At 72.6% G+C, this 23,288-nt stretch carries 19 protein-coding genes; 10 read left to right on the forward strand and 9 right to left on the reverse strand.

Annotation, left to right across the window (positions count from 1 at the left end):
• Positions 1-202: 202 nt before the first annotated feature.
• The 3 genes from ACWIX7_RS27075 to ACWIX7_RS27085 all read right to left on the reverse strand — a co-directional run bounded on the left by ACWIX7_RS27075 (position 203) and on the right by ACWIX7_RS27085 (position 3,187).
• On the reverse strand, positions 203-727 hold the full coding sequence (locus ACWIX7_RS27075; RefSeq protein ID WP_448619489.1) for an acyl-CoA thioesterase: 525 nt from the start codon (positions 725-727) through the stop codon (positions 203-205).
• A 146-nt stretch (positions 728-873) separates the two neighbouring features.
• A complete protein-coding gene (locus ACWIX7_RS27080) occupies positions 874-1,554 on the reverse strand; it encodes a response regulator (protein WP_448619490.1) in 681 nt (226 codons plus the stop codon).
• A gap of 73 nt (positions 1,555-1,627) precedes the next feature.
• On the reverse strand, positions 1,628-3,187 hold the full coding sequence (locus ACWIX7_RS27085; protein ID WP_448619491.1) for an ATP-binding protein: 1,560 nt from the start codon (positions 3,185-3,187) through the stop codon (positions 1,628-1,630).
• Positions 3,188-3,488: 301 nt separating this feature from the next.
• On the opposite strand from ACWIX7_RS27085, the gene ACWIX7_RS27090 reads away from it, so the two are divergent.
• Positions 3,489-4,961 (forward strand): CitMHS family transporter, encoded by a 1,473-nt coding sequence (locus ACWIX7_RS27090; RefSeq protein WP_448619492.1) that lies wholly within the window; start codon positions 3,489-3,491, stop codon positions 4,959-4,961.
• Between the two features lie 56 nt (positions 4,962-5,017).
• On the forward strand, positions 5,018-5,407 hold the full coding sequence (locus ACWIX7_RS27095; protein WP_448619493.1) for a universal stress protein: 390 nt from the start codon (positions 5,018-5,020) through the stop codon (positions 5,405-5,407).
• A 420-nt stretch (positions 5,408-5,827) separates the two neighbouring features.
• On the opposite strand, the gene ACWIX7_RS27100 is transcribed toward ACWIX7_RS27095, so the two are convergent.
• Positions 5,828-6,568 carry an IclR family transcriptional regulator gene (locus ACWIX7_RS27100; protein ID WP_448619494.1) on the reverse strand — a complete coding sequence of 247 codons (741 nt, stop codon included), beginning with the start codon at positions 6,566-6,568 and terminating at the stop codon, positions 5,828-5,830.
• Between the two features lie 108 nt (positions 6,569-6,676).
• Here ACWIX7_RS27100 and ACWIX7_RS27105 point away from each other — a divergent pair, with 108 nt between their 5' ends.
• The 3 genes from ACWIX7_RS27105 to ACWIX7_RS27115 all read left to right on the forward strand — a co-directional run bounded on the left by ACWIX7_RS27105 (position 6,677) and on the right by ACWIX7_RS27115 (position 11,624).
• Positions 6,677-8,605, forward strand: a complete 1,929-nt coding sequence (locus ACWIX7_RS27105) for an FAD-binding monooxygenase (protein ID WP_448619495.1) — start codon at positions 6,677-6,679, stop codon at positions 8,603-8,605.
• 630 nt (positions 8,606-9,235) lie between these two features.
• Complete coding sequence (locus tag ACWIX7_RS27110; protein WP_448619496.1) at positions 9,236-10,033, forward strand: alpha/beta hydrolase family protein; 798 nt, start codon at positions 9,236-9,238, stop codon at positions 10,031-10,033.
• A gap of 745 nt (positions 10,034-10,778) precedes the next feature.
• Positions 10,779-11,624, forward strand: a complete 846-nt coding sequence (locus tag ACWIX7_RS27115; protein ID WP_448619497.1) for an NAD(P)-dependent oxidoreductase — start codon at positions 10,779-10,781, stop codon at positions 11,622-11,624.
• A 35-nt stretch (positions 11,625-11,659) separates the two neighbouring features.
• Here ACWIX7_RS27115 and ACWIX7_RS27120 read toward each other — a convergent pair whose 3' ends face one another.
• Positions 11,660-12,607, reverse strand: a complete 948-nt coding sequence (locus ACWIX7_RS27120; protein ID WP_448619498.1) for a cupin domain-containing protein — start codon at positions 12,605-12,607, stop codon at positions 11,660-11,662.
• A 369-nt stretch (positions 12,608-12,976) separates the two neighbouring features.
• Between ACWIX7_RS27120 and ACWIX7_RS27125 the strand changes: the two genes are divergently transcribed.
• Together ACWIX7_RS27125 and ACWIX7_RS27130 are read left to right on the forward strand one after the other, a co-directional pair.
• Positions 12,977-14,491 carry an MFS transporter gene (locus ACWIX7_RS27125; RefSeq protein ID WP_448619499.1) on the forward strand — a complete coding sequence of 505 codons (1,515 nt, stop codon included), beginning with the start codon at positions 12,977-12,979 and terminating at the stop codon, positions 14,489-14,491.
• Between the two features lie 108 nt (positions 14,492-14,599).
• Positions 14,600-14,968 carry a DUF6506 family protein gene (locus ACWIX7_RS27130; protein WP_448619500.1) on the forward strand — a complete coding sequence of 123 codons (369 nt, stop codon included), beginning with the start codon at positions 14,600-14,602 and terminating at the stop codon, positions 14,966-14,968.
• A gap of 208 nt (positions 14,969-15,176) precedes the next feature.
• Here the strand turns inward: ACWIX7_RS27130 and ACWIX7_RS27135 are convergent, their stop codons facing one another.
• Both ACWIX7_RS27135 and ACWIX7_RS27140 read right to left on the reverse strand, forming a co-directional pair.
• The gene (locus tag ACWIX7_RS27135) at positions 15,177-16,145 is read right to left on the reverse strand and encodes a VTT domain-containing protein (RefSeq protein WP_448619501.1); all 969 of its coding nucleotides are present in this window, start codon (positions 16,143-16,145) and stop codon (positions 15,177-15,179) included.
• A gap of 257 nt (positions 16,146-16,402) precedes the next feature.
• Entirely contained in the window at positions 16,403-16,975 is a 573-nt protein-coding gene (locus ACWIX7_RS27140) for an alpha/beta fold hydrolase (RefSeq protein ID WP_448619502.1), read from the reverse strand.
• Between the two features lie 204 nt (positions 16,976-17,179).
• Between ACWIX7_RS27140 and ACWIX7_RS27145 the strand changes: the two genes are divergently transcribed.
• Complete coding sequence (locus ACWIX7_RS27145; protein ID WP_448619503.1) at positions 17,180-18,115, forward strand: NAD-dependent epimerase/dehydratase family protein; 936 nt, start codon at positions 17,180-17,182, stop codon at positions 18,113-18,115.
• Positions 18,112-19,068 (forward strand): RNA polymerase sigma-70 factor, encoded by a 957-nt coding sequence (locus tag ACWIX7_RS27150; RefSeq protein WP_448619504.1) that lies wholly within the window; start codon positions 18,112-18,114, stop codon positions 19,066-19,068. The genes ACWIX7_RS27145 and ACWIX7_RS27150 overlap by 4 nt, the downstream gene beginning before the upstream one ends.
• 578 nt (positions 19,069-19,646) lie before the next feature.
• On the opposite strand, the gene ACWIX7_RS27155 is transcribed toward ACWIX7_RS27150, so the two are convergent.
• On the reverse strand, positions 19,647-20,525 hold the full coding sequence (locus ACWIX7_RS27155; RefSeq protein WP_448619505.1) for a polysaccharide deacetylase family protein: 879 nt from the start codon (positions 20,523-20,525) through the stop codon (positions 19,647-19,649).
• Positions 20,526-20,980: 455 nt separating this feature from the next.
• On the opposite strand from ACWIX7_RS27155, the gene ACWIX7_RS27160 reads away from it, so the two are divergent.
• Complete coding sequence (locus tag ACWIX7_RS27160) at positions 20,981-21,622, forward strand: N-acetylmuramoyl-L-alanine amidase (protein WP_448622196.1); 642 nt, start codon at positions 20,981-20,983, stop codon at positions 21,620-21,622.
• An 851-nt stretch (positions 21,623-22,473) separates the two neighbouring features.
• On the opposite strand, the gene ACWIX7_RS27165 is transcribed toward ACWIX7_RS27160, so the two are convergent.
• Positions 22,474-23,214, reverse strand: a complete 741-nt coding sequence (locus ACWIX7_RS27165; protein ID WP_448619506.1) for a ComF family protein — start codon at positions 23,212-23,214, stop codon at positions 22,474-22,476.
• Positions 23,215-23,288: the final 74 nt, after the last annotated feature.

Here is a 23,288-nt window from a genome sequence, read left to right on the forward strand (position 1 = left end):
GCCAGCCCCGGACGCCGGATCCCGGCGTCCGGGGCTGGCGGCTCGGGGCCCGAGCAAGCAGTGCTCCCGCGCTGTCTGTGGGCCGGACCGCCCCGGATGGCCGCACGCTCCCGACCGATCCGAGCACCGGGGGACGACGGACCCGACAGGTCCCGCGGTGGTCCGCTGCACCAGCAACGGCGCCCCGGTCGACGCGTCCTCGTCAGTGCGTGGTCGCCGCGCGGATCTCCGTGGTCGCACGCTCGATCTCCCGGCGGAGCTCCCGGCGGCGGCCGGCGGCCTCGTGGCGCCGGCGTTCCACGGCGGTCCGGGGGCGCCACGGAGTGACCTCCGCCGGACGCCCGTCCGGCCCGATCGCGACCATCGTGAAGTAGCAGCTGTTGGTGTGCCGGACGACCTGGCTGACCAGGTCCTCGGTCGTCACGCGGACCCCGATCTCCATGGAGGTGCGTCCGGTGCGGTTCACGCTGGCCCGGAAGGTCACCAGCTCGCCGACGTGGACGGGCTCCCGGAAGACGACCTGGTCCACCGAGAGCGTGACGGCGTAGGTCCGCGACCAGCGGGTGGCGCAGGTGTAGGCGACCTGGTCGAGGTACTTCAGGAGCAGACCGCCGTGGACGTTGCCCGCGAAGTTGGACATGTCGGGCGTCATCAGGATCGTCATCGACAGGCTGTGGAGGTCGTCGTCCCTGCTGCTGCGGTCAGCCGGTGGCTCGGTGCTGGACATCCCCGGATCCTCCTCGCGCGACGTCTCGGAGGGGTTCGTCATCGACGTCGGGCGGGCGGCGAGGGAGGGGACGGCCCCGGACGGAGCCGCGTGGTGGTCAGGGAGTGCCGCCGCCATCTCGGCCGACGCGGCTGTCGGACCGCGCCCTATTCCGCCCGGGCGACATCGGTCCCCCACCGGTACAGGTGCTCGGGGCGGCCGGTGCTGCCGTAGCGCAGGGAGACGCTGGCCTGGTGGGTCTCGGTGAGAGCGGCGAGATAGCGCTGGGCCGTGGCGCGCGAGATCCCGAGAGCGTCGGCGACGTCGGCCGCGGTGAGGGCGGCGTCCGAGGTGCGCAGCCGCTCGGCGACCAACCGCGAGGTCACCGAGGCCTGTCCCTTGGGTGGCGAGGCCCGGGAGGCCTGTCTCAGCGCGGCGAGGGCGCGGTCGACCCCCTGCTGGCCGAGCTCGTCGACGGAGGCGCGCAGCAGCCCGCGGTAGCTGGCGTACGCGGACAACTGGCCCGCGAGCCGCTCGGGTGTGAACGGCTTGACCAGGACGTTGACCGCGCCGGCTGCCACGGCGGCACGGACGAGCGCCGCCGAGCTGTCGGCGGTCACCATGAGCACGTCGCAGCCGAGCTTCGGAGCGAGCTCGACCCCCTGCTGGTCGGGCAGGTAGTTGTCCAGCAGGACCAGGTCCGGGGAGTGCTCGGCGACGAGGTGCCGGGCCTGCTCGGCGGTGTGCGCGACGCCGACCACCCGGAAGTCGGGGACGTCCTCGACGAGGCGCGCGTGCAGCCGGGCGACCCGGAAGTCGTCGTCGACGACGAGGACGGCGAAGCTCACGAGTCCTCCTCGCTGGCGCTCGTCGGCCGCGTTCCCGGCGTTGCTGTGTCCATGCGTGAGCTCGCGAGCTCGCTCACGTGGTCACCTCCAGCCGCTCGAGCACACCGGGCAGCCGGCTGACGAACACGGTCATGGCGCCGTTCCCGCCCGGGTGGGTCACCTCGACCCACCCGCCGAGGCTCTCGGCGGTGCCGCGCGCGATGGCCAGACCCAGGCCGCGGCCCTGGCCGCGGGTGCTCACGCCTCCGGTGAAGATGCCCGCCAGACGCTCCGGAGGCAGCCCGTCCCCGGTGTTGGCCACCGACACCACCAGGTCGTCCCCGTCGGCGAGCAGGTCGACCTCGACCGTCGCCGGCCGCACGGAGGAGTCGTGCGCCGCCTCCACGGCGTTGCCGACCAGGTTGCCCAGCACGGTGACCACCTCCACCGGCGCCACCAGGCGCTGGGGCACCCAGCTGCCGTCGGAGACCAGCAACTGCACGCCGAGCTCCGCGGCCCGGGCCGCCTGACCGCCGAGGTAGGCGCGCACGGTGGAGGAGGCGATCGCCTCGCTGTTGTCGGCCATGGCGATCGCGGGCGCGTCCAGCAGGGCGCTGACGTACTCGGCGGCGTCGTCCACCTCCCCTGTGTGCAGCAGGCCGTGCACCGTGTGCAGGCGGTTGACGAACTCGTGCCGCTGCGCCCGCAGGGCCTGCGTCATCAGCCGGACGGCCCCGAGCTCGTCGGTCAGCCGCTCCACCTCGGTGCGGTCCAGGACGGTGACCACCGAGCCGAGCGCCCGGCCGTCGCGTTCGACCTCCCGCCGGGTGACGACGAGGACCCGGTCCCCGACGGCGGTGACCGTGGGGGTGCCGGACCGGTCGGCCACCGCACGGGCGAGCGGCGCGGGCAGGTCCAGGTCGGCCAGCGGCCTGCCGGGCACCACCGGGACGCCCAGGAGCCGGGACGCCTCGGCGTTGGCCGCGCTCACCGCCCCGCGGTCGTCGACGGCCACGACGCCGTCGGAGACCCCGTACAGCACCGCCTCCCGTTGCCGGACCAGCTCGGCCAGGTCGGCCGGCTCCAGACCGAAGGTCCGGCGCCGGAGCAGCCGGATCAGCAGGAGACTCCCGGCCACGCCGAACAGGAGGGCCACGCCGAGGAAGGCGGCAGTGCTCTGCAGCAGTCGCCGGAGGGCGACGGAGATGCCGTTGGCGTCGAAGCCGACGCTGACCTCCCCCACCACACGCCCCGCGTCGTCGCGGAGCGGGACCTTGCCGCGGGCGGACAGGCCCAGGGTCCCGCGTTCCACGCTGGCGACCTCGCGACCACGAAGCACGGCGTCGGGACTCGTGCTCACCCGCTCGCCGATCCTGGCGGGGTCGGGGTGGGCCAGGCGGACGCCCTGGTCGTCGGTGACCACGACGAACAGCGCGCCGGTCGCCCGCTGCACGGCCAGGGCCCGGGCCTGCACGTCAGCGCTGTCCCGTGCCAGGACCTCGTCGGCCAGAGCCGGCTGTGCGGCGACGCTGCGGGCGACGGCGAGGGCGCGTTGCTCGAACTGCTGCTCGAGGCCCGCTTCCACTCGCCAGGCGACGACCGCGAAACCCAGGGCCACCACGGCGACGAGCACGGCGAGCTGCAGCAGGAGCATCTGCCGGGTGAAGGGCAGCGCTCGCCGGAGGCCCGCGCGCGGACCGGCCGCCCCGGACACGGCCGCCCGCCGAGGAGCGGCTGAGCGAAACGAGCGAAACGTCGAGAACACGACCTGTGCGGCTTTCCTGCGCAAGGGAGACCTGGGCCACGTGCCTTCCTAGTGTCACTGGTCACAGGGCCCTGACCAAGGAATCGACCCGAGCTCTCCGTCGTCGAGCGGGCCCGCCGCCTGTTCGAGCCGTCCGGGCCCGACCAGGACCCCGCCCCCATCGACAGCCACCCACCGTCAGGAGCCACCCGTGCTGGTCACCCTCGGCTTCCTCATGATCGCGGTCTTCATGTACCTGATCATGAGCAGGCGGACCACCCCCGTGGTCGCCCTCATCCTCGTCCCGGTCGCCTTCGGCATCGCCGCCGGCGCGGGCACCGACATCGGCGACATGGTCATGACGTCGGTCGAGGAGCTCGCGCCCACCGCGGCGCTGCTCTTCTTCGCCATCACCTACTTCGGCATCATGATCGACGTCGGTCTGTTCGATCCGCTGATCCGCAGGATCCTGCAACTGGTCGGGCACGACCCGGTCAAGCTCGTCCTCGGCACCGCCGCCCTGACCGCCATCGTCAGCCTCGACGGCGACGGATCGACCACGTTCATCATCGTGACGTCGGCCCTGCTGCCGATCTACCTGCGCCTCGGGATGAGCCCGGTCGTGCTCACCTGCGTCGCGGCGGTCACCAACGGCGTCCTCAACGTCGTCCCCTGGGGCGGCCCGACGGCCCGCGCCGCGGCCGCGCTGAACGTGAGCCCGACCGACATCTTCGTGCCGATGATCCCCTCGATGATCGCCGGCGTCCTCGCCGTCCTCGTCCTCGCCTGGCTGCTCGGGCGCTCCGAGCGCAAGCGCGTCGGGCTCGTCCACCTGCCGGCGGACAGGGAGGCCGGGACCGACGGCACCGGGGGTCTGGCGCCGGCCGGGACCCGAGGGTTCCGCACGGCTGCGTCGAGCATCGACGGCGCTCCGGGGCGCTCGGGAGGCGTGCTGGTGAGCGATCGCATCCGGCAGGACACCGTCGACGTGGCGGACGGCGCGACCGAGCCGGTCTCGGTCCTCGCGCACGACCCTGCGGCGAGCCTGCCCGACCGGGGTGAGCGGGCCCGGCCGGGCCTGGTCTGGGTCAACCTGGCGCTGACCCTGGCGGTCATGGTGATGCTCGTCGTCGACCTGGTCCCGATCCCCTTCGTGTTCATGGTCGCCGTCGGCCTCGCGCTGGTGATCAACTTCCGGCACGTCTCGCAGCAGGCCGACCAGTTCAAGGCCCACGCCGGCAGCGTCGTGTCGGTGGTCGGCATGGTGCTCGCGGCCGCCGTCCTCACCGGCGTCCTGTCCGGGACCGGCATGGTCGACGCGATGGCCGACTGGCTCATCGGCGTGATCCCGCACAGCCTGGGCTCTCACCTGGCCGTGATCACCGGCCTGCTCTCGATGCCCCTCACCTTCCTGATGAGCAACGACGCCTTCTACTTCGGTGTCCTGCCCGTCCTGACCGAGACCGCCGCCAACTACGGCATCGAGCCGGTCGAGATGGCCCGGGCCGCGGTCATCGGCCAGCCGCTGCACATGCAGAGCCCGCTGGTCCCGGCGTTCCTGCTGCTGATCGCCCTGGCCAAGGTCGACATGGGCGACCACCACCGCAAGGCCATCTGGCGGGCGGTCGCCGTCTCCCTGGTCATGCTGGCGACCGGCCTCGCCCTGAACGTCATCCCCCTGTGACCCCCGACCGGCGCCGGCCCGCGGGCCGGCGCCGGTCCGTCGACGAGGAGATCCCGATGCGCAGCACCATCGTGCTGGTGAACGACCGCCCCGAGGGCGACGCCGCCCTGCGCTGGGGAGCCGACCACGCGCGCCGGTGCGGCAACGACCTGCAGGTGGTGCTCGTCCGCGCCGACTCGCCAGCGGCTCCGGAGTACAGCTCTCCGGCGCTCTCCGAGTGGGTGACGGAGCGGCTCACCGACGCCGGCCTGCCGCACCTGCTCCACCACCCGGAGGAGGACGTGGTGGCGCAGGTCGACCGGCTGGCCACCGTGGTCGGCGCCGACCTCGTCGTCGTCCCGGTCCGGCGCCGCTCCCCCACCATGAAGCTCCTCGTGGGCAGCATCGCCCAGCGGCTCGTCCTCGACGCCCCGTGTCCGGTCGTCGCCGTGAAGAGCCTCGGGTGAGCAGGAGCGGGGGCCACCCGCCCGGGGCCGGCTGACGGATCCGGTCCTCCATGCAGCGGCCGCCCGGTCGTCAGCCCGGGCGGCCGCTGTGCGTGCACGTGGTCGTGCCGGCCGGGGAGTCGGGTGCCCCCTCGAGGATCCGCCGGGCCATGCGCGACGGCGGTGAAGCGGTCGGGCCACCGGGGTAGGGATGCGGGACACCGCTGCGCCAGGAGGCTGCCATGAGCCGCAGGCACCGTCTGCTCCGCTCCGCCATCGCGGCTGTCGCGGCCGCCGCGGCCGGCATCCTGACCGGGTCGATGGTGAGAGCCGTCCGGCGTCCCTGAGACGGGGCCGGGTCGGGCGTTCGCTGCGGTCCCCGAGCTCCTGGGCCCAACACGTCGACGAGGACGCCGCAGCAGCGGCTCCACCCGGGATCGGTCAGGCCGCGTCGAGGTCGGCTGCGATCGCTGCTGCAGCTGCCGACAGTGCCACCGACCACGCCCGCAGCCGGTCCCCCGAGTAGCGGACGGTGGGCATGGACACCGAGATCGCGCTCGACACGGCGCCCCCACCGTCCGGGATCGCGACCCCGACCGCGGTGAGCCCGGCCTCGGTGTCCTGGTCGTTGACGGCGAACCCCTGACGCCGGATGGTGGGCAGTTCCCGGCGCAGCCGGGCCGCCGTCTCGTCGTCGTGCTGCCCGAGTGCGACGTCGAGGTCGTCGGGGGCCAGGGTGGCGAGGACCGCCTTACCCCCGGAGGTCAGGTGTGCCGGCAGCGACCGGCCGGTGCGGTCCCCCACCCGGAGGACGTGCTCGCACTCGACGGTGGCGACGAAGCGCACGTCCGGGCCGGTCAGGACCATCAGGTTGGTCGTCTCCCCGAGCTCGTCGACCAACCGCTGCAGGTGTGGCAGGGCCAGCTCCCGCAGCCGCGCAACCGGCGCCTGCGCGAGCGGGGTGCGCTCCAGGATCCGCCCCGGGCCGTAGCGCCGGTCGGGCAACTGCTCGGCGAAGTCCCGGTAGACGAGCATCCCGAGCAGGCGGTGCGCCGTCGAAGCGGAGACCCCGAGGCGCTCTGCCGCGTCCGTCACACGCATCGGGCCCTCGTGCTGCAGCAGGGTCGCGAGGAGCAGGGCCGAGTCGACCGAGGCGATCGCATACGGCGGCCGGTTCTTCACAGCAGAAAAGACTATTCCAGGCTGCATCACCGAGGGGACCGTCTGGGTGCGGATCCCACCGGCTCAGCGTGTGGGGCCGCACGGCGAGCGACGGAGAGGGCCGAGACGATGCAGTTCTACCTGGACGGCTACCAGCCCGGCGACCCGCTGGTCGAGGAGCCGCACCCGTCGGTCGCCGAACGGCCGGACGGCCTCCCGGAGGAGGTCGACGTCCTGATCATCGGGTGCGGCCCGGCAGGGCTCGTCCTGGCCGCCCAGATGGCCGCGTTCCCGGAGATCAGGACCGCCGTCATCGACCGTAGGGAGGGCCCGCTCGAGGTCGGCCAGGCCGACGGGGTCGCCTGCCGCACGGTCGAGGTGTTCGAGGCGTTCGGGCTGGCGGGTCGCCTGGTCGACGAGGGCTACTGGGTCAACGAGGTCGCCTTCTGGCAGCCGGACCCCGACGACCGGAGCCGGATCCGGCGCACCGGCCGGGTCCAGGACGTCGAGGAGGGCCTGTCGGAGATGCCGCACGTCATCGTCAACCAGGCCCGCATGCTCACCTACCTCCTGGAGCACATGGAGCGGTCGGCCAGCCGATCGACCCCGCACTACGGACTGCAGGCCAGCGACGTCCGCATCGACACCGACGGGTCCTCGGAGCACCCGGTGACGGTGACCGTGCGGCACGTGTCGGGCGGCGAGGAGACCGGGGAGACCTCGACGATCCGGGCTCGGTACGTCGTCGGCTGCGAGGGCGCGCGCAGCCGCACCCGGTCGGCGATCGGCCGCGAGCTGGTCGGCGACCCGATGAACCAGTCCTGGGGCGTCATGGACGCCTTCGCGGTCACCGACTTCCCCGACATCCGGCTCAAGTGCACGGTCCACTCCGCCGACCAGGGGAACATCCTGATCATCCCGCGCGAGGGCGGGTACATGGTCCGCTTGTACATCGAGCTGGACCAGGTCGGCGACGAGGAGGTGCTCGACCGCCGGAGCGTCACCCCCGAGAAGCTGGCCGCGGTCGCGAACCGGATCCTGCACCCCTACACGCTCGACGTGCGGGACGTCGGGTGGTGGTCGGTGTACGAGATCGGCCAGCGGCTGTGCGACAAGTTCGACGACGTGCCGGCGGAGGAGGTGCCGGGCCGGCTCCCCCGGGTGTTCATCGCCGGGGACGCCTGCCACACCCACAGCGCCAAGGCGGGTCAGGGCATGAACGTGTCCATGGCCGACACCTGGAACCTCGGCTGGAAGCTCGGCGCCGTCCTGAGGGGGACGGCCCGGCCGGAGCTGCTGCACACCTACTCCGCGGAACGCCAGGCGATCGCCCAGGAGCTGATCGACTTCGACCGCGAGTTCGCCCGGATGTTCAGCGCCCGCCCGAAGGAGTCCGGGGACGTCGAGGGCGAGGGCGTCGACCCGGAGGAGTTCCACCGGTACTTCGTCGCCCAGGGCCGGTTCACCGCCGGGGTCGCCACCCGGTACGCCCCGTCGATGATCACCGCGGAGGACTCCTCCCAGGACCTCGCGGCGGGCTTCCCGGTCGGGATGCGCTTCCACTCCGCCCCGGTGATCCGGCTGGCCGACGCCAGGCCGGTGCACCTCGGCCACGTCGCCCGGGCCGACGGCGCCTGGCGGCTCTACGTCTTCGCCGACCGGGCCGGACCGACGAGCCCGGACTCCCGCGTACGGGCGCTGTGCGAGTTCCTGGCGTCGGACGCGTCCCCGATCGCTCGGTTCACCCCGAAGGGCGCCGATCCGGACTCGGTGATCGACGTCCGCGCCGTCTTCCAGCAGGGGCACCGGGACGTGGGCGTCGACGCGCTGCCGCCGGTCCTGCTGCCCCGGAAGGGCCGCCTCGGCCTCGTCGACTACGAGAAGGCGTTCTGCCCCGACCCCGGGCGCGGCGACGTCTTCGACCTGAGGGGCGTGGACCGGGACCGGGGGTGCATCGTGGTCGTCCGGCCGGACCAGTACGTCGCCCACGTCCTCCCGCTGGATGCGCACGAGGCGCTGGTCGACTTCTTCGCCGGCATCCTGATCGACGCCGAGTGACCGCGACGCTCGCGAGGTCCGTCGGGCTCCGCGTGAGTGCGGTTCTCCGGTCTGCGATGGCGACCCGACCGACGTGGCGGCCTGCGCGGGGCCGGGCCTTCTGCTCCACACCTGCCTGGGCGCGCATGACCAGCAGGACGGCGCGGGTCACGTTGAGCGGGCCGAACAGGTCGGACTCGACCCGGGCGCGGAAGTCCTCGAGCCTGATCTCCCCGAAGGGACCGGCCCGGTCCCCGCGGTCTGGGAGCATGCCTCGATCGCCCGCCGGACCCGGCCACCCGGACCAGCTCCGGCACCGGTGTGCCGGCCGGACCGGTGCGGCGGTAGAACGCCAGCTCGGGGCCCTTCCCGGGTGGCGGGGTGCTCCGGCGGCGGACCAGCAACCAGTGACCCCAGCCCTCCGGCAGCCCTGTCGGGTCGAGGACGAGCACGGTCCAGTCGTGGAGCCGCTCACCGTACGCGCCGGCACCGGCGCTGCGTCGCTCCCGACCGTCCGGCCCGGCGAGCGCGGCCAGGGCCCGACCTGAGCGAGAAACCCGGTCACCTGCCGCGCTGATCTTGCTGATAGCGCGACCTCGGCTCGTGGCGCAACCAGGTCCCGGCACGCTGCCGCAGACCTAGCGTGGGCGCATGCACCCACCGATCACGGGCACGGCCGCGGGCGTGCCGTTCACCGCGTTGCCGCCGGGCGACGACGGCCCCGCACCGCTGATCGTCACCTGGCACATGCTGGACCCGCCGAGGTCGGACGCCGCATTCGCTGCCGCGTTGCCGATGGACGACGTGCCCGCGTGGCGGGTGCACCTCGGCATGCCGATGTGCGGTGCGCGCATGGTCGACGGCAGCACGGACGCCATCGTGGAGCTGTTCCGCGAGGACGCCCTGATGTCCTCCCTGTACCCGTTCGTCCGACAGGCGACCGAGGAGTTCCCGGCCGCGCTGGCGTCGATCCGTGCGCAGCTGCCGGTCGATGACGGCCCGATCGGCGTGCTCGGCGGCTCGCTGGGCGGTGCCGTCGCGCTGCGGATCCTCGCCGACACCGAGATCCCGGTCTTCGCCGGCGCCGTCGTGAACGGCGCCATCCGGATGCGGTCCGTCGTCGACCTGTTCCCAGGCGACTACCCGTATGACGCCGAGTCCGAGCAGGCTGTCGACAGCCTGGACTTCGTCGCCAAGGCGGACGTCATCGCCGGTCGCGCGCCGCTGCTGGTCGTGAGCGGCGAGCTGGACCACCCGGCGCTGCGTGCCGACGCGTTGCGCCTCGTCGACGCATTGGGGGACGGTTCCGAACTGCTGTCGATCCCTGGGTTGGCGCATCCGCTCGCCGACGAGCCCGGCATCGAACCCGCGCCGCAGCTGCCGCTGGCTCGCGAGGTGGACGCCGGCCTGACCACGTGGTTCCGACGCCACCTCGCGGGTGCGCGCTAGTACTGCACACGGCCGTCCATGGTCGGGTGTCCCGGCCGAGCGATGACATCCGTCGTGGGAGCTCATCCGCCGTCCCGTCGCCACCGGGACGTCCGAAGGCGGACGAGCCCGCCGACGGTCAGCCATCCGGTCAGCACGAGAACCGTGATGTCGTGCTCCTCGCTCCCGGAGGGCTCCGCCGCCGCGGCGTCAGCTGGCAGGAGGACAGACCGCGTGCCCTGGGTGATCCCGCGGCCCCTGGCGCTCCCGTAGCGGTGTACGGCAGTCGAGGTGGCTACCGCGCGGAGCACGAGAGCCTCCCCTCGAGCTCGGCTGCGGCGCCACGCTGGGACGCGAGGTCACCATGAGGTCAACAGTCCGGAGTCCCGGTCCGCGCGGCCGCGAACGGTTCCTGGGAATGGTCGGGGGCTGGACGCCAGGACATCGACCTGAGCGTCCTGACCATGTCGTTCCTCCGCATGGGGACGGTTCGCTGAGTCCGTGGCACGCACACTCCCTGCGAGCGCGGACCGAGCGGTGCGGTTCCGCGACGTGTCGACGGAACGGCGACTGCGGTTCGCCGCCCACCGCTGTGGGGCCTGCTCCTCGGCGTCGCCGCGCTCCAGCACCGCCGTCTCCACCACCGCGACCGACCAGCACCATCCACCGCCACCGATCGGAGGAGCCGCACGACATGACCGGACACGCAGCAGTTGACCACTCCCCTCGCGACGACTCCGCCGCTGAGTCCACTCCGGTGTCCGTCGTGGGGCTGGGGCCCATGGGGACCGCGCTCGCCCGGGCGCTGCTCGCGGCAGGGGTCGCGACCACCGTGTGGAACCGGTCGACGTCCCGGGCCCGGCCGTTGGCCGATGACGGCGCGGCCGTCGCGGAGACGCTGCCCTCGGCCGTCGCCGCCGGTCGACTCGTCGTCGTCTGTCTCCGGGACCACGACGCCTTCCGGCAGGCGTTCGGGGGGATGGGCCCCGAGGTGTTCGCGGGGAGGACCCTGGTGCACCTGTCCTCGGCCACCCCGGACCAGGCGCGGGAGACCGCGCGGTGGGCGGCGCAGCGCGGGATCGCCTACCTCAACGGCGCCATCATGGTGCCCACCCCGCTGATCGGCACACCGGAGTCGTTGATCCTCTACAGCGGCCCCCCATCCGTGTTCGAGGCCGTCCGGACGCACCTGGCCCCGCTGGGGAGGGGTGACCACCTCGGCGAGGACCCCGGCCTGGCGTCGCTGTTCGACGTCGCCATGCTGGAGGTCTTCTTCGCCGGCATGACCTCGTTCCTGCACGCCGCCGCGATGATGGCTGCCAACGGGACGTCGGCGCGGACCTTCCTGCCCTACGCCGAGCGGGTCGTCGCGATCCTGCCCGCCACCCTCGCCGGTCTGGCCCGCGACGTCGACGCGGGCAGCCACCCCGGCGACGAGGACAACTTGGCGATGGAGGCGGCGGCGCTGGACCACATCGTCTCGGCGGCCGCCGACAGCGGAACCGACAGCCGCCTCGCCCTGGTCATGCGGGACCTGGCCCGGCGGGCCGTCGCCGCCGGCCACGGTGCGGACGGCTTCTCGCGGGTGGTCGACCACCTCCGCACCACGTAGCCGGACGGCGCCGGCGGACGCCCGGTCGCCGGCGGTCACGGGACGGCGGTCGCTGCCCGGTGCTCGCTGGGCCGGGTGCCGTACACGCGCTTGAAGGCGACGCTGAGCCCGAAGCCGCTCTCGTACCCCACCCGCCGGGCCACCGCCTCCACCGTGGCGTCGCTGCTGGCGAGCAGGTCCGCGGCCAGGCACAGCCGCCAGCCGGTGAGGTAGGCCATGGGTGGCTCCCCCACGAGGTCGGTGAACCTGCGGGCGAGTGTCGCGCGGGAGACGCCGGCCTCCCCGGCGAGCTCGGCCACCGTCCACGGCCGGGCCGGCTCCGCGTGCAGCAGGCGCAGCGCCCGGCCCACGACGGGATCGCTCAGCGCCCGGTACCAGGCAGGCGGCTCCACGTCGGGGCGCGCGAACCACTCCCGCAAGGTGGCGAGCAGCAACAGGTCCAGCAGCCGGTCGAGGACGGCCTGCTGGCCCGGCTCGTCGCGCTCGACCTCGGCCCCGGTCAGGTCCAGGGTGGGGCACAGCTGTCCGGTCCGCGGGACCACCAGCACCCTGGGCAACGCCCGCACCAGGCGCGCCGACGCGTGACCGCGCACCTGGTAGGTGCCGGTGAGCACCACGGCCGGGCCGTCGAGGCTCGCGCCGCACGTGCGCACACCCAGCTCGAGCTCCTCGCCGACCTCCGATCCGTCGGCGGCGGTGCAGCGGTCACCGGGGTGCAGCACGTACAGCGGTGGCGTCGAGGCGTCGGGGCCGTCGGCCACCGTGAACGGCGCCCGCCCCACGACCACCGCCACCTCCGACTCCCCGATCGGCACCGGGTCGGCGTCGTCCGGGACGATCCAACCCGATCCGCGCAGCATCGCCACCAGGGTCAGCGCACCCTCCTGTGCGTAGCGCACCGACCACGGCGGCGCGGCGATGTCCCGGCCGAACAGCGCACCGCTCGACCGCACCTCGCTCAGCAGACTCGTGAGTACGTCCACGGAGTCGAACGCTAGACCTCCCTTGGACTCTCGAACATCGAATCGAGCGTCCAGGCCATGTCGCAGCTCACGAGACGCTCGTTCACTCGTGGGGTGTCGATCGCTCCTCGACAGGACTTCATGGGAGGACACCTCCCGGTTCACGGCGATCGGTGGCCCTCCGACAGCTCGGACCGCCCGGCGCTGGCGCGCCCCAGGTCCGTGACCGGAGTCCGTGCGGTGAGGACCGACCTGGGACCACCACGCACCGTCGATGGCCGTACGCCTCGCCGCCGGCCGCCTCCCGCCGAAGGCCGCGGAACCGCCAGGACCACCTCAGCCCGGACGGCCGCTCCGGTGACCGGGCTGCACGGAGAAGAGGAGAGCTACATGCCTGACTCGGCTCAGGACGTGCGCACCAGTCCCCGCGCCCGAGGCGTCCTGCTCGTCATCTGCGGCGCCATCTTCCTGGAGGGCGTCGACGTCGCGATGCTGAACGTCGCGCTCCCGGCCATCCGCGCCGACCTGGGGCTCTCCACGCCCGAGCTGGGCGCCGTCGTGAGCGCCTACGTGCTGGGCTACGGCGGCTTCCTGCTCCTGGGCGGGCGCACCGCGGACCTGCTGGGCCGCCGTCGCATGTTCCTGCTGTCGCTCACCGTCTTCCTGGCCTTCTCCGGACTGGGTGGGCTGGCGACCGAGGGCTGGGTGCTGCTCCTGGCCCGGTTCGTCACCGGCGTGGCCGCCGCCTTCATGACGCCCGCCGGGCTCGCCCTGGTCACCGAGCACTTCCCCGAAGCACCGCTGCGCACCAAGGCACTCGGCTTCTACGCGGGGACGGCGGCCGCCGGCTTCACCCTGGGACTCGTCATGGGCGGCCTGCTCACCACGGTCGGCTGGCGCTGGGTCTTCTTCGCTCCCGTCCTCCTCTCGGCGACGATCCTGCTGGCCGCGATCGGGCTCCTGCGGGAGGACGGCGACACGTCCGGACGCCGGCCGCCCCCCTCCGGGACCGGCTCCGACGGGTTCGATCTGCCAGGGGCACTCCTGGTGACCGCGGCGATGCTGCTGCTCGCCCACGGGGTCGTCGGCCTGGAGGACCTGTCCGATGGATGGGCGCGGACCGGCGCCCCGTTCGCGGTCGGCCTGGGCCTGCTGGCGGCGTTCCTCCTCGTCGAACGGCGCGCCCACGCACCGCTGGTCCGGCTGGGGATCCTGCGCTCGGCACCCCTTGTGCGCGCCGACGTCAGCGCACTGCTGTTCCTCGGCGCGTTCGCCGGCTTCCAGTTCGTCGTCACGCTCTACCTGCAGGAGCTGCGCGGCTGGAGCCCCCTGCTGACCGGGCTGGCGATGCTCGTCATCGGCCTCGACGCCGTCCTGTCCCCCACCCTGACTCCCCGGCTGGTGGACCGGTACGGCCACACCCCGGTGCTCCTCGGCGGCTTCCTGCTCGCTGCCGGCGCGTACGCCCTCTTCCTCCCCCTCGGCGCGGACTGGACCTACCTGACCATGCTGCCGGCGTTCCTCCTGCTCGGCCTCGCCTTCTCGCTTGCTTACGGGCCGCTCACCATGGCCGGCACCGAGGACGTCGACCCCGCCGAGCACGGGCTGGCCAGCGGCCTGCTCTACACCGCGATGCAGTTCGGCACCGCGCTGGGGCTGTCCGCGGTGAGCGCCGTGCACGCCATGGCGCTCACCGGGGCCGCCGAACTCGACGCGCTGCGGTCCGCGCTCGTGGTCCCCCTGGCCGCCGCCGTGCTCAGCGCGGCCGTCGTGGCGGGCGGGCTCCGTCGACGCCAGACGCCCTCTGCACGCTCGGCGGGGACCGATGACGCCTCCGGCGTCCAGCTCGGACACCGGGCGTCCGGAGACGGTCAGCCCTCCGTCCAGCGGTGGAGCAGCCCTTGACCTCCACCCCGGATCAAGCTCTAGCGTCCGCGCCACGACGACCTCGCACCGACGCCGACAGGGCGAGGTCGATCACCGACTGGATGGCACGTGCAGCGGAGGTGACACATGAGCATCAGTTGGGCCTACATCTACGAGCACCCGGACACCGATCCGGGCGCTGACCGCGTCGTCATCGACCGTGGCGGTCAGCGAACGCTGCTGGTGCCCGTCCCGGAGGCGTCGATGGCTCCCGACGTCGCGCGAGCGCTCATCGCCGAGGGAGTCGAGCTGATCGAGCTCTGTGGCGGCTTCAGCGTCACCGCAGCTGCGGCCGTGGCGACCGCCGTAGCGGGACGGGTTCCGGTCGGCCATGTCACCTTCGCCGTCGACTCGGTGAAGGGCGCCGCGGCCTACAGCGAGCGGTTCACCAGCCACGAGGCCGCACCGCCGGATCGCGACAGCACTGCCGACGTCGCACGGGCGCCTGTGCACTGAGCAGTTCGGCCATGCCCGGGTACAGCGGTCGCCGGCGGCCGAGCGACGAGTCGTTGCGGAGTACGCCAGCGGGTTCCCGCGCCTCACCGCGGCCGCTGGCCTGCGTCACCTGTCGGCGGAGTGACCCGAGCCGGACCCTCGCAACGCCTTCTGACGAGGAGCTGTTCGAAGAGGTCCAGGCACAGCACACGGCGTGATGCGCTCCGGCTCAACCGTTCCGCCGGATCCGCCGCTTGATCAGGGGGATCACGACGGCCACGGTGATCATCGTCAGGCTCACCACCGACGCGTACTCGTCGACCAGCAGGACGAGGTCCACCGCCGGCTGACCGACCGCGTAGCCGACCCCCGCGACCAGGCCCGTCATCAGCAGGGCGCCCGCGAGGTCGAGGAGCAGGAAGGTGGCCAGACGCATCCTGGCCCAGCCGGCCATGGCGTAGACCACCGCGGAGGGAACGCCGGGCAGCACGGCGAGGACGACCGCAGCCCTGAGGATCCAGGGGTTCAGCTCCGTGGCCCGGGCGGCGAAGCGCTGGGCGCGCTCACTCGGGGTGAACATCGTGATGATGCCCCCGCCCCACTGCCGCCCGGTCCACCAGGTGAGCCAGTCGAGCTTCACCATGCCGGCCGCTCCCGCGACGACGACCAGCCAGAGCGGGGCCTCGCCGATCCGGGCGAACGCTGCGGCGGCGCCGATCGCGGTCAGGTCGCCGGTGAGGAACGTCAGGGCCACCGGGTGCGAGGCGAGCAGGAACGGCTCGAGCGGCCGCAACACGAGCCCGAGCGCGACCACTGCCAGGATCGCGCCCATCAGCGCTACGTCGACTCGGGTGGCGGGTCCCTGCCAGGGGATGAACCGACGCCACCGTGCGGTCGCCCACGGCTGATCGCGGATCGGGTCGGGGTCGAGAGTCCTGGTCGGTGCGTTGCCGATGGCTCGGTGGGCAGGGACTGACCGGCCGGCGCAGTGCCAGCCGCACCCGTGCACCCAGGCCGCGAGCTCGGCCACGGACGTCTGCGCCGGGTCGTAGGTGACCACCGCGGTCTGCGCGATCGGGTCGGCCACCACGGCCAGCACACCTGGCCGCCGCCCGAGCACCCTCTCGGTGACCGCCTTCCCCGTGGCCCAGTGCACACCGGCGACCTCGAGCACCGCCGTCGTCTGCCGAGTCGGCATGACCCGGACCTCCTCCGCTCCGGTCCTGCGCTCACCCACAACCGCGTACCCCTCGGGGGTATTTCCCTCGGGCATGGCCGTGGAGTCGGTGCAGGCGGTCTCGGTCCGGTGCGCTCAGATCGGTTGCGCCTGTCAGGTGGCACGGCGGACGGCGGCGAGGACGAACAACCGGCGCAGGCGCGTGTCGTCGCGCCGGTCTCGTCGCCGATGGAGCCGGCACAGCGTCGGCGCGCGAGTGCGACGCTCGGGGCACGCGCTCAGCCGCCGCGGGCGAACGCGACCATCTCGGGGTCGAGGATCGACTTCGCGGTGACGTACGAGCCGTGCGGGGCGCCCTCGACGAGCCGGAAGCGGCCATGCGGCAGCAGCTCCGCCGTCGGCCGTCCGATGATGTCGACCGGCGCCGACGCGTCGGCGTCACCGTGCACGAAGAGCACCGGCAGGTCGATCGCCTGCAGGTCCTCGGTCAGGTCGGCCGTGGCGAACGCCCGCAGGCACGCGACCTGCACCTCGAGCGGGGTGGCGAGGATCTGGCGGACGCCGTCGTCCGCCAGCGCCTGCGACACCCACGAGCCCGTCCCGGACGTGGCGACGTAGGCCGGCGCGGAGTCCTGGAACCAGCGGGGCCGATCGGCGACCAGGTCGGCGATCACCCCCTCGACGAACGCCTCGCCGACCGCGCCCACCAGGTACGGGGTCATCGCCCTCAGGAACACCGCCCGGTCGACCCGTCCGGTGCCGTGCCGGGCGAGGTACCGGGTCGCCTCGCAGGTGCCCATGCTGTGCGCGACGACGGTCAGCTCCCGCAGATCGAGATCTTCCCGGTGCACAGGACGACGCAGGGCCGCCTGCCCGCGGTCCCTGACCCGTACCAGTGGCCGACGCACTCCACTGTCCCGGAGCGGAAGACGACCCGATCGGTCACGAGGTCCCTCCTCATCCCCTGTACGTCACCAGCCGCTGCAGAGGTGTCACAGCCGGGGCTGCCGCCTTGTCTCATCGGGTGTCGGTGGTCCTCGACCAAGGAGCTGATCATGAGGGTGTTCGTCGCAGGGGCGACGGGAGCGATCGGAAGGCAGCTGGTGCCACGTCTCGTCGAGGCGGGTCATGAGGTCCATGGCATGACGCGCCGCGGGTCCAAGCGGGCGATGCTCCGCGAGTTGGGTGCCGTGCCGGTGGTTGCGGACGCGCTCGATCCCGAGCAGGTCGCGGAGGCCGTGGGCAGGGCGCGGCCGGACGTGATCGTTCATCAGCTGACCGCGATCGGAGCGTTGGACATGCGTCACTTCGATCGCGACTTCGCGCTGACCAACCGTCTGCGGACCGAGGGCACGGACCACCTGCTCTCCGCCGGGCAGGCCGTGGGGGTGCGGCGGTTCGTGGCGCAGGGGATAGCGGGCTATGGCGCGTACGCGCGCACCGGTGCGCCGGTCAAGACCGAGGAGGACCCGCTCGACACCGCGCCTGCGCGGGAGATGCGCGAGACCCTGGCCGCGATCCGTCATCTCGAGCAGGTGGTCCTCGGCGCACGCTGGACGGAGGGGATCGTGTTGCGCTACGGCGCCTTCTACGGGCCGGGCACATCGATGGCGCCCGGCGGGCAGCAGCCCGAGCTGATCCGTAAGCGCAGGTTCCCGCTGGTCGGCGACGGCAGCGGCGTGTGGTCGTTCATCCACGTCGCCGACGCCGCGGAGGCGACGGTGGCGGCGGTCGAGCACGGCAGCCGCGGTGTCTACAACATCGTCGACGATGACCCCGCTCCGGTCGCCGAGTGGCTGCCAGCCCTGGCGCAGGAACTCGGTGCCAGGAAGCCGATGCGCGTGCCGCGGGTCATCGGGCGGCTGTTCGCCGGTGAGGCCGGCGTGGTGATGATGACCGAGCTCCGCGGCGCCTCCAACGCCAAGGCCAAGCGCGAGCTGGGGTGGCAGCCGGCGCACCCGAGCTGGCGTCATGGGCTTGCGGCGGCATGACCGACCGCGAGCGGCTGCTCGGCGAGCTGCGGCCGGGCGCGTTCGCGCTCGCCTACCGGATGCTCGGCAGCGTGTCCGAGGCCGAGGACGTGGTGCAGGAAGCGCTGCTGCGGGTGCATCAGGCGCTCGATGCGGGTGGTCAGATCGCATCGCCGCGCGCGTTCGCGGCCACCGTGACCACCCGGCTGGCGATCAACGAGCTACGCTCCGCGCGCGCCCGCCGCGAGCGCTACGTCGGTGAGTGGTTGCCGGAGCCGATCATCACCGACGGCCGCGATGACCCGGCCAGGCACGCCGAGACTGCCGACTCGCTGTCGCTGGCGATGCTGGTGCTGCTGGAGAGCCTCTCCCCCGAGCAGCGTGCCGTGCTGCTGCTCCACGATGTGTTCGACTACGGGTATCCCGAGATCGCCGGGATCATCGGCAAGAGCGAGGACAACGTGCGTCAGCTCGCCAGCCGCGCCAGACGCCACGTCCAGCAGCGCCGGCCGCGCTTCCGGACGACGCGCGAGCAGCGTGACGAGCTGGCAGCCCGGTTCTTCGCGGCCGCCGAGCAAGGCGACCTCGCCGGGCTCGAGGCGCTGCTCGCGCACGACGTGGCACTGACCGGCGACGGCGGCGGCAAGGTCCCGGCGCTCGCGCGGGCGCTGCGCGGGCGCAACCGTGTCGCGCGCACGGTCGCCAACTGGATCCGGCGGGTCGGGCGCCTTCCGGGTGTGTCGTTGCTCCCTGTGGAGCTCAACGGCGGCCCGGGAGCGCTCTTCCTCGACGCGCAGCAGCGGCTGATCGGCGTGTGCGCGATCGACATCGCCGACGGCCGGATCGCGAACATCAGCGGGATCGTCAACCCCGACAAGCTGAGGCACCTCGGGCCGGTCGGCGACCTGGCATCGCTGCTGAGGTCGGCGCGATCGTCGGGTCGATCGCCCGCCGCGACCCCCTCGCCCCGATGACGGACGCGCTGGGCCCGACTGCCTCAACACCGCGGGCACGGTCGGAATGGTGGTCAGATGCTCCCGGACAGCAGTCAGGGGCCGTGCCGGATCTCTCCGGACACGGCCCCTGACCTGCGGTCCCCCGCTGTCGGGCTGAGGGGATGTGAACCTGCGGCTCCTCGATCCCCAGGCGTCGGCCGCGGGTCCGCGGAGGTTCGCCGATGTCCGTCTCTCGCAGCTCAACGGGCGCCGCTGCGTATCCAACCGGACCTCGTCGCCGCCGTGTCCGTCACCCGTCCTCGTCACAGCACCACCGACGACGACCTCGAACGACTCGGCCCCGTGGTCCGCAGGGCCGCTGACGCCATCGCCGAAGCGGCACGCCAGCAGGCTCCCGTGGCACGACCCGCTCGCCCGTCCGGTCTCGAGAGCTGGCGGCACTGCTCCCGGTGTGATCGCCACATGCACGAGCCAGGCCAGGTCGAACCACGGACGGCGCCCGGCCCCTACGAACTCCCGTCAGACGATGACGTGCATCCGAGCCGCCGTGGGAGCCGAGATGCGCACAGCATCACGTCTCCCCTGGAGCCGCTGGGTCAGCCGGCTGCGAGACGACGGCGATCCTCCGTGGAGAGCAACGCGTCCAGGGTCACGAAGGCGTAGCCGGCCGCGCGCATCCGCTCGATCATGTCGGGCAGCGCGTCGGCATCCAGAGTCGTGCCGTCCTCCGGGTTGGACCCCAGGTGCATCAGCACGATCTCTCCGGGTCGAAGGGCGTTCACCGCTCGGTCCGTCACCTCCTGCGCGCTCATCCCGCCGCTCGTGCCCTTCCATCCCAGCGTGTCCACCGTCCACCGCACCGCGACGTACCCGAGGTCGTTGACCGCCGCGATGGTCCGCTCGTCCCGGTCCCCGAACGGGAAGCGGAACAGTGGCCGAGGATCAGCCCCCGCAGCGAGGATCCGCTGCTCCGCGCCCTGCACCTCGTCTCGGATCGCCTGGTCCGGCAGCGCGGGGAGGTGGGGATGGGTCATCGAGTGGTTGCCCAGGCGGTGACCGTCCGCGTGGATCACCGCGACGCCGTGCGGGTTGTCGTCGACCCACTGCCCGGTCAGGAAGAAGCTCGCCGGCACCTGCTGGACGGCGAGGGTGCCGAGGATGCTCGGCAGCCCCGCTGAGTTGGCACCCGCATCGAACGTGAGCGCGACGACGCGGTCGCCGGTCGGGATCTCGGTGACGTCCTTGCCACGGAGGTGAGCCGGGACGCCCGGCGGGTCGGTGGTCGACGGCTCCGGGGTCGGCGTCGTGCCGGTGGACGGCGGCGCCGACGCGGCTGGCGGAGCGCTTCCCGATCCACGCCCGGTGCTGTCCCCGGGACCATCGCCGCAGGCCGCCAGCAGCGCTGGGTGCGTGTCTGTCGGGGCTGCCAAAGACCGGCCGGATGTCCGGGGATCCTCGTCCACGCGCGTCGTCATCGTCCGCTCCCTGGTGCCCGGGCGTTCAGCACATCGTGGGAACCGGGCCGCAGGCAAGCGGCTGCGACCTCCCGGACCCGATCCAGGACGAACGGCACGACAGACGGAGATCAGCGGCCGGCTCCCGGGCGAGGGCGCCTCCCAGGTGCGGCGTCCCGCTGGATCCCGACCGCGGAGTCCCGCTGGATCCCGACCGCGGACCCCAGCAGCGTGCCGCAGGTGCTGGCCGGACGGGGCGGGCGAGCGGCGGCGCGCGGTCACTCCGCACGGGTTCGAGCCTGGAGGAGTGGGTACACCGACAGGCCGCAGTCGTCGGCCCACCTCATGGCAGAGGAAGAGGCGGGACAGGGATGCATGCAACGGTGGCGCCGTCGCAGGCTCTGAGTCGACGCACCTTCCTCGCCGGCTTGTCTGCGACAGCTCTGGCGATCCCGCTCATCGCACTGATGCCTGAGATGGCTCGGGCCCGAACCCCCTTCCGGGGGGTCGACGTGCGTCCGCGAGCCGACTGGGCTGGGCGCCTGACTCCCACAGGTCCGTTGCGACAGGAGCGACCGGGCGACACCCGCTTCCTGCTCGTCCACCACACTGCCTCCGCGAACGTGTATGACCCCGGCGATGTGCCAGGTCTGCTCCGCGGCTTCTACTGGTTCCACACCGGCCCGGACAGGAGGTGGCCGGACGTCGCCTACAACTTCTTCGTCGATCGGTATGGCACGGTGTGGGAGGGTCGCACCGGCAGCTTGACGGGTCCGGTGATGGCCGATGCGACCGGTGGCAGCCAGGGGTTCGCCCAGTTGTGCTGCTTCATCGGCAACCACCAGGTCGAGGCTCCGACTCCGGCAGCTCAGCTCTCCATGACGGCCCTGCTGGCAGCACTTGCGGACACCTACGCCATCGACACCGCGCCGGGTGCCACGACGACCTTCGTGTCCCGCGGGTCCAACCGGTGGCCGGCCGGTACCACGGTGACGACCACGACGATCGCCGGACATCGCGACATGTCCCTCACCGCTTGCCCTGGTGATGCCGCCTACCGACTGGTGCGAGATGTGTTCCCGGCCGCAGTCACCGCGCTGAGGCCGACCCCACCCTGACCTTCCCCCACGACCGTGGGTGATGTCCCGCAGCGGACCACTGCGTCGGAGCGGTCCTGGTCGAGGCCACGACGACCGGCAGGTCTCCGACGGCCGCTACTCCTCCGAGGGCTCCATGGCCCTCCTCGCCGAGCACACCGAGTCAGCCGGAGAGGCGGCACAGCCGACCCTGATCGCGTCACGGTCCCGACCGCAGGAGCTCCCCGCGGACACGAGCTGCACCACGATCGGGGACGTCACCGGCTCCTGGACCGAAGGGAACAGGGATGCCATCACAGCTGAACCGCAGGGCAGCGTTGGGACTCGGCGCGACGGCTGCGGCCGGCGTCTGTTGCGCTCGACCGCCGTCGCCTCCGCTGACGGGTCCGAGCGGGGACAGGCGCCCCCAGAGCCCACTCCCACGACGCCCGACCGAACCGGGGGTGGGTCACCCGACTCCGTCAGGACAAAGCCCACCGGAGGTGGGACGAGGATCGAAGGGACACACCTCACGCCCCGTGGCTGCGAGTAGCGCTCGTCCCCCCAGACGTGCGCAGTGGATTCGAGGCCGTGCCCCAGGTCAGGTCCGGGGATCTTCGGGTTCTTCGTACTGCTCGCCGCGACCCTGGGCTTCGGCGTCTTCGTCGGTGACATTCCGGCCCCGCCGTCCACGAGGAGTACGAACCCGTTCGGCCGTGTTGGTCGACCTGATCGCCACAGTGCTCGAGTCCGGTGACCGAACTCATCGGCGCAGTGCACGTCTGCGCGACACGTCACCGACAGACGAGGCCTGATCAGTGACCGATGCCCCGAGTCCGCTGTCTCCTCGAGCACGACAGCGACCTCGCGCGGGATGAGCCATCCCGGCCGGTTCAGCCGCCCTTGCGGCGGGTGAGCACCAGACCGGCCACCTCGGCTGCGCCGGCTTCGAGCAGTACTCGTGCCATCTCCCGGAGGGAGAAACCCTCCGAATACACGTCGTCGAACACCAGTACCCGCCGACCCACGACCCGCTCGGGCTCGGGGACCGACAGCGCGGCCCGCAACTCGCCTTCGGCGATCCTCCGGCGCTCCGCCGGGCCGATGCCGAGGAACCGTCCTGTGGGTCCGGACTTGGCGATGAGGCCCGGCGCGAAGGGCCATCCAGGCCCCTCGCGCCGGGCTGCCTCGACGATCACGTGCAGGTAGTCCCACAGCCGGTGCGCCCGCGGACCGACGTAGATGGCGCCGGTCGTGATCAGGTCGTAGCCGGCCAGCTGGTCGCGGTTGTCCTCGAGAAAGCCGACGAGGATGCGCCCCAGGACCTCGGCCAGGTCGCGCTCCTCCCCGTACTTGTACCGGTAGACCGCGTTCCACATCTCGTCCGTCCTGCCCGACACCGTGTACAGGCGGGAGAAGTAGCGGTCGTCGAAGCCGCACACGGTGTTGGCGCACGAGCCCCGGTCATCGGAGACCTGACCGCAGACGACGCAGGTCGGCCCGTCAGATGCCGCGCTGCCGACGATGGTGCACGCAAAGCAGATCGCCGGAGTCCCCGTAGTCCGGTAGGGGCACGAGGCGCAGGCGTCGAAGCCCGCCGGTGCCGGCTCGAGCGCCTCGAGACTGATGGGCATCGTCACCTCACCGGACGCCGGACAGGACTCGACAGGGCTTGCGGACTCTAGGGCACCGAGCACCAGCGGACTCG

Source organism: Geodermatophilus sp. URMC 65 (assembly GCF_053502545.1).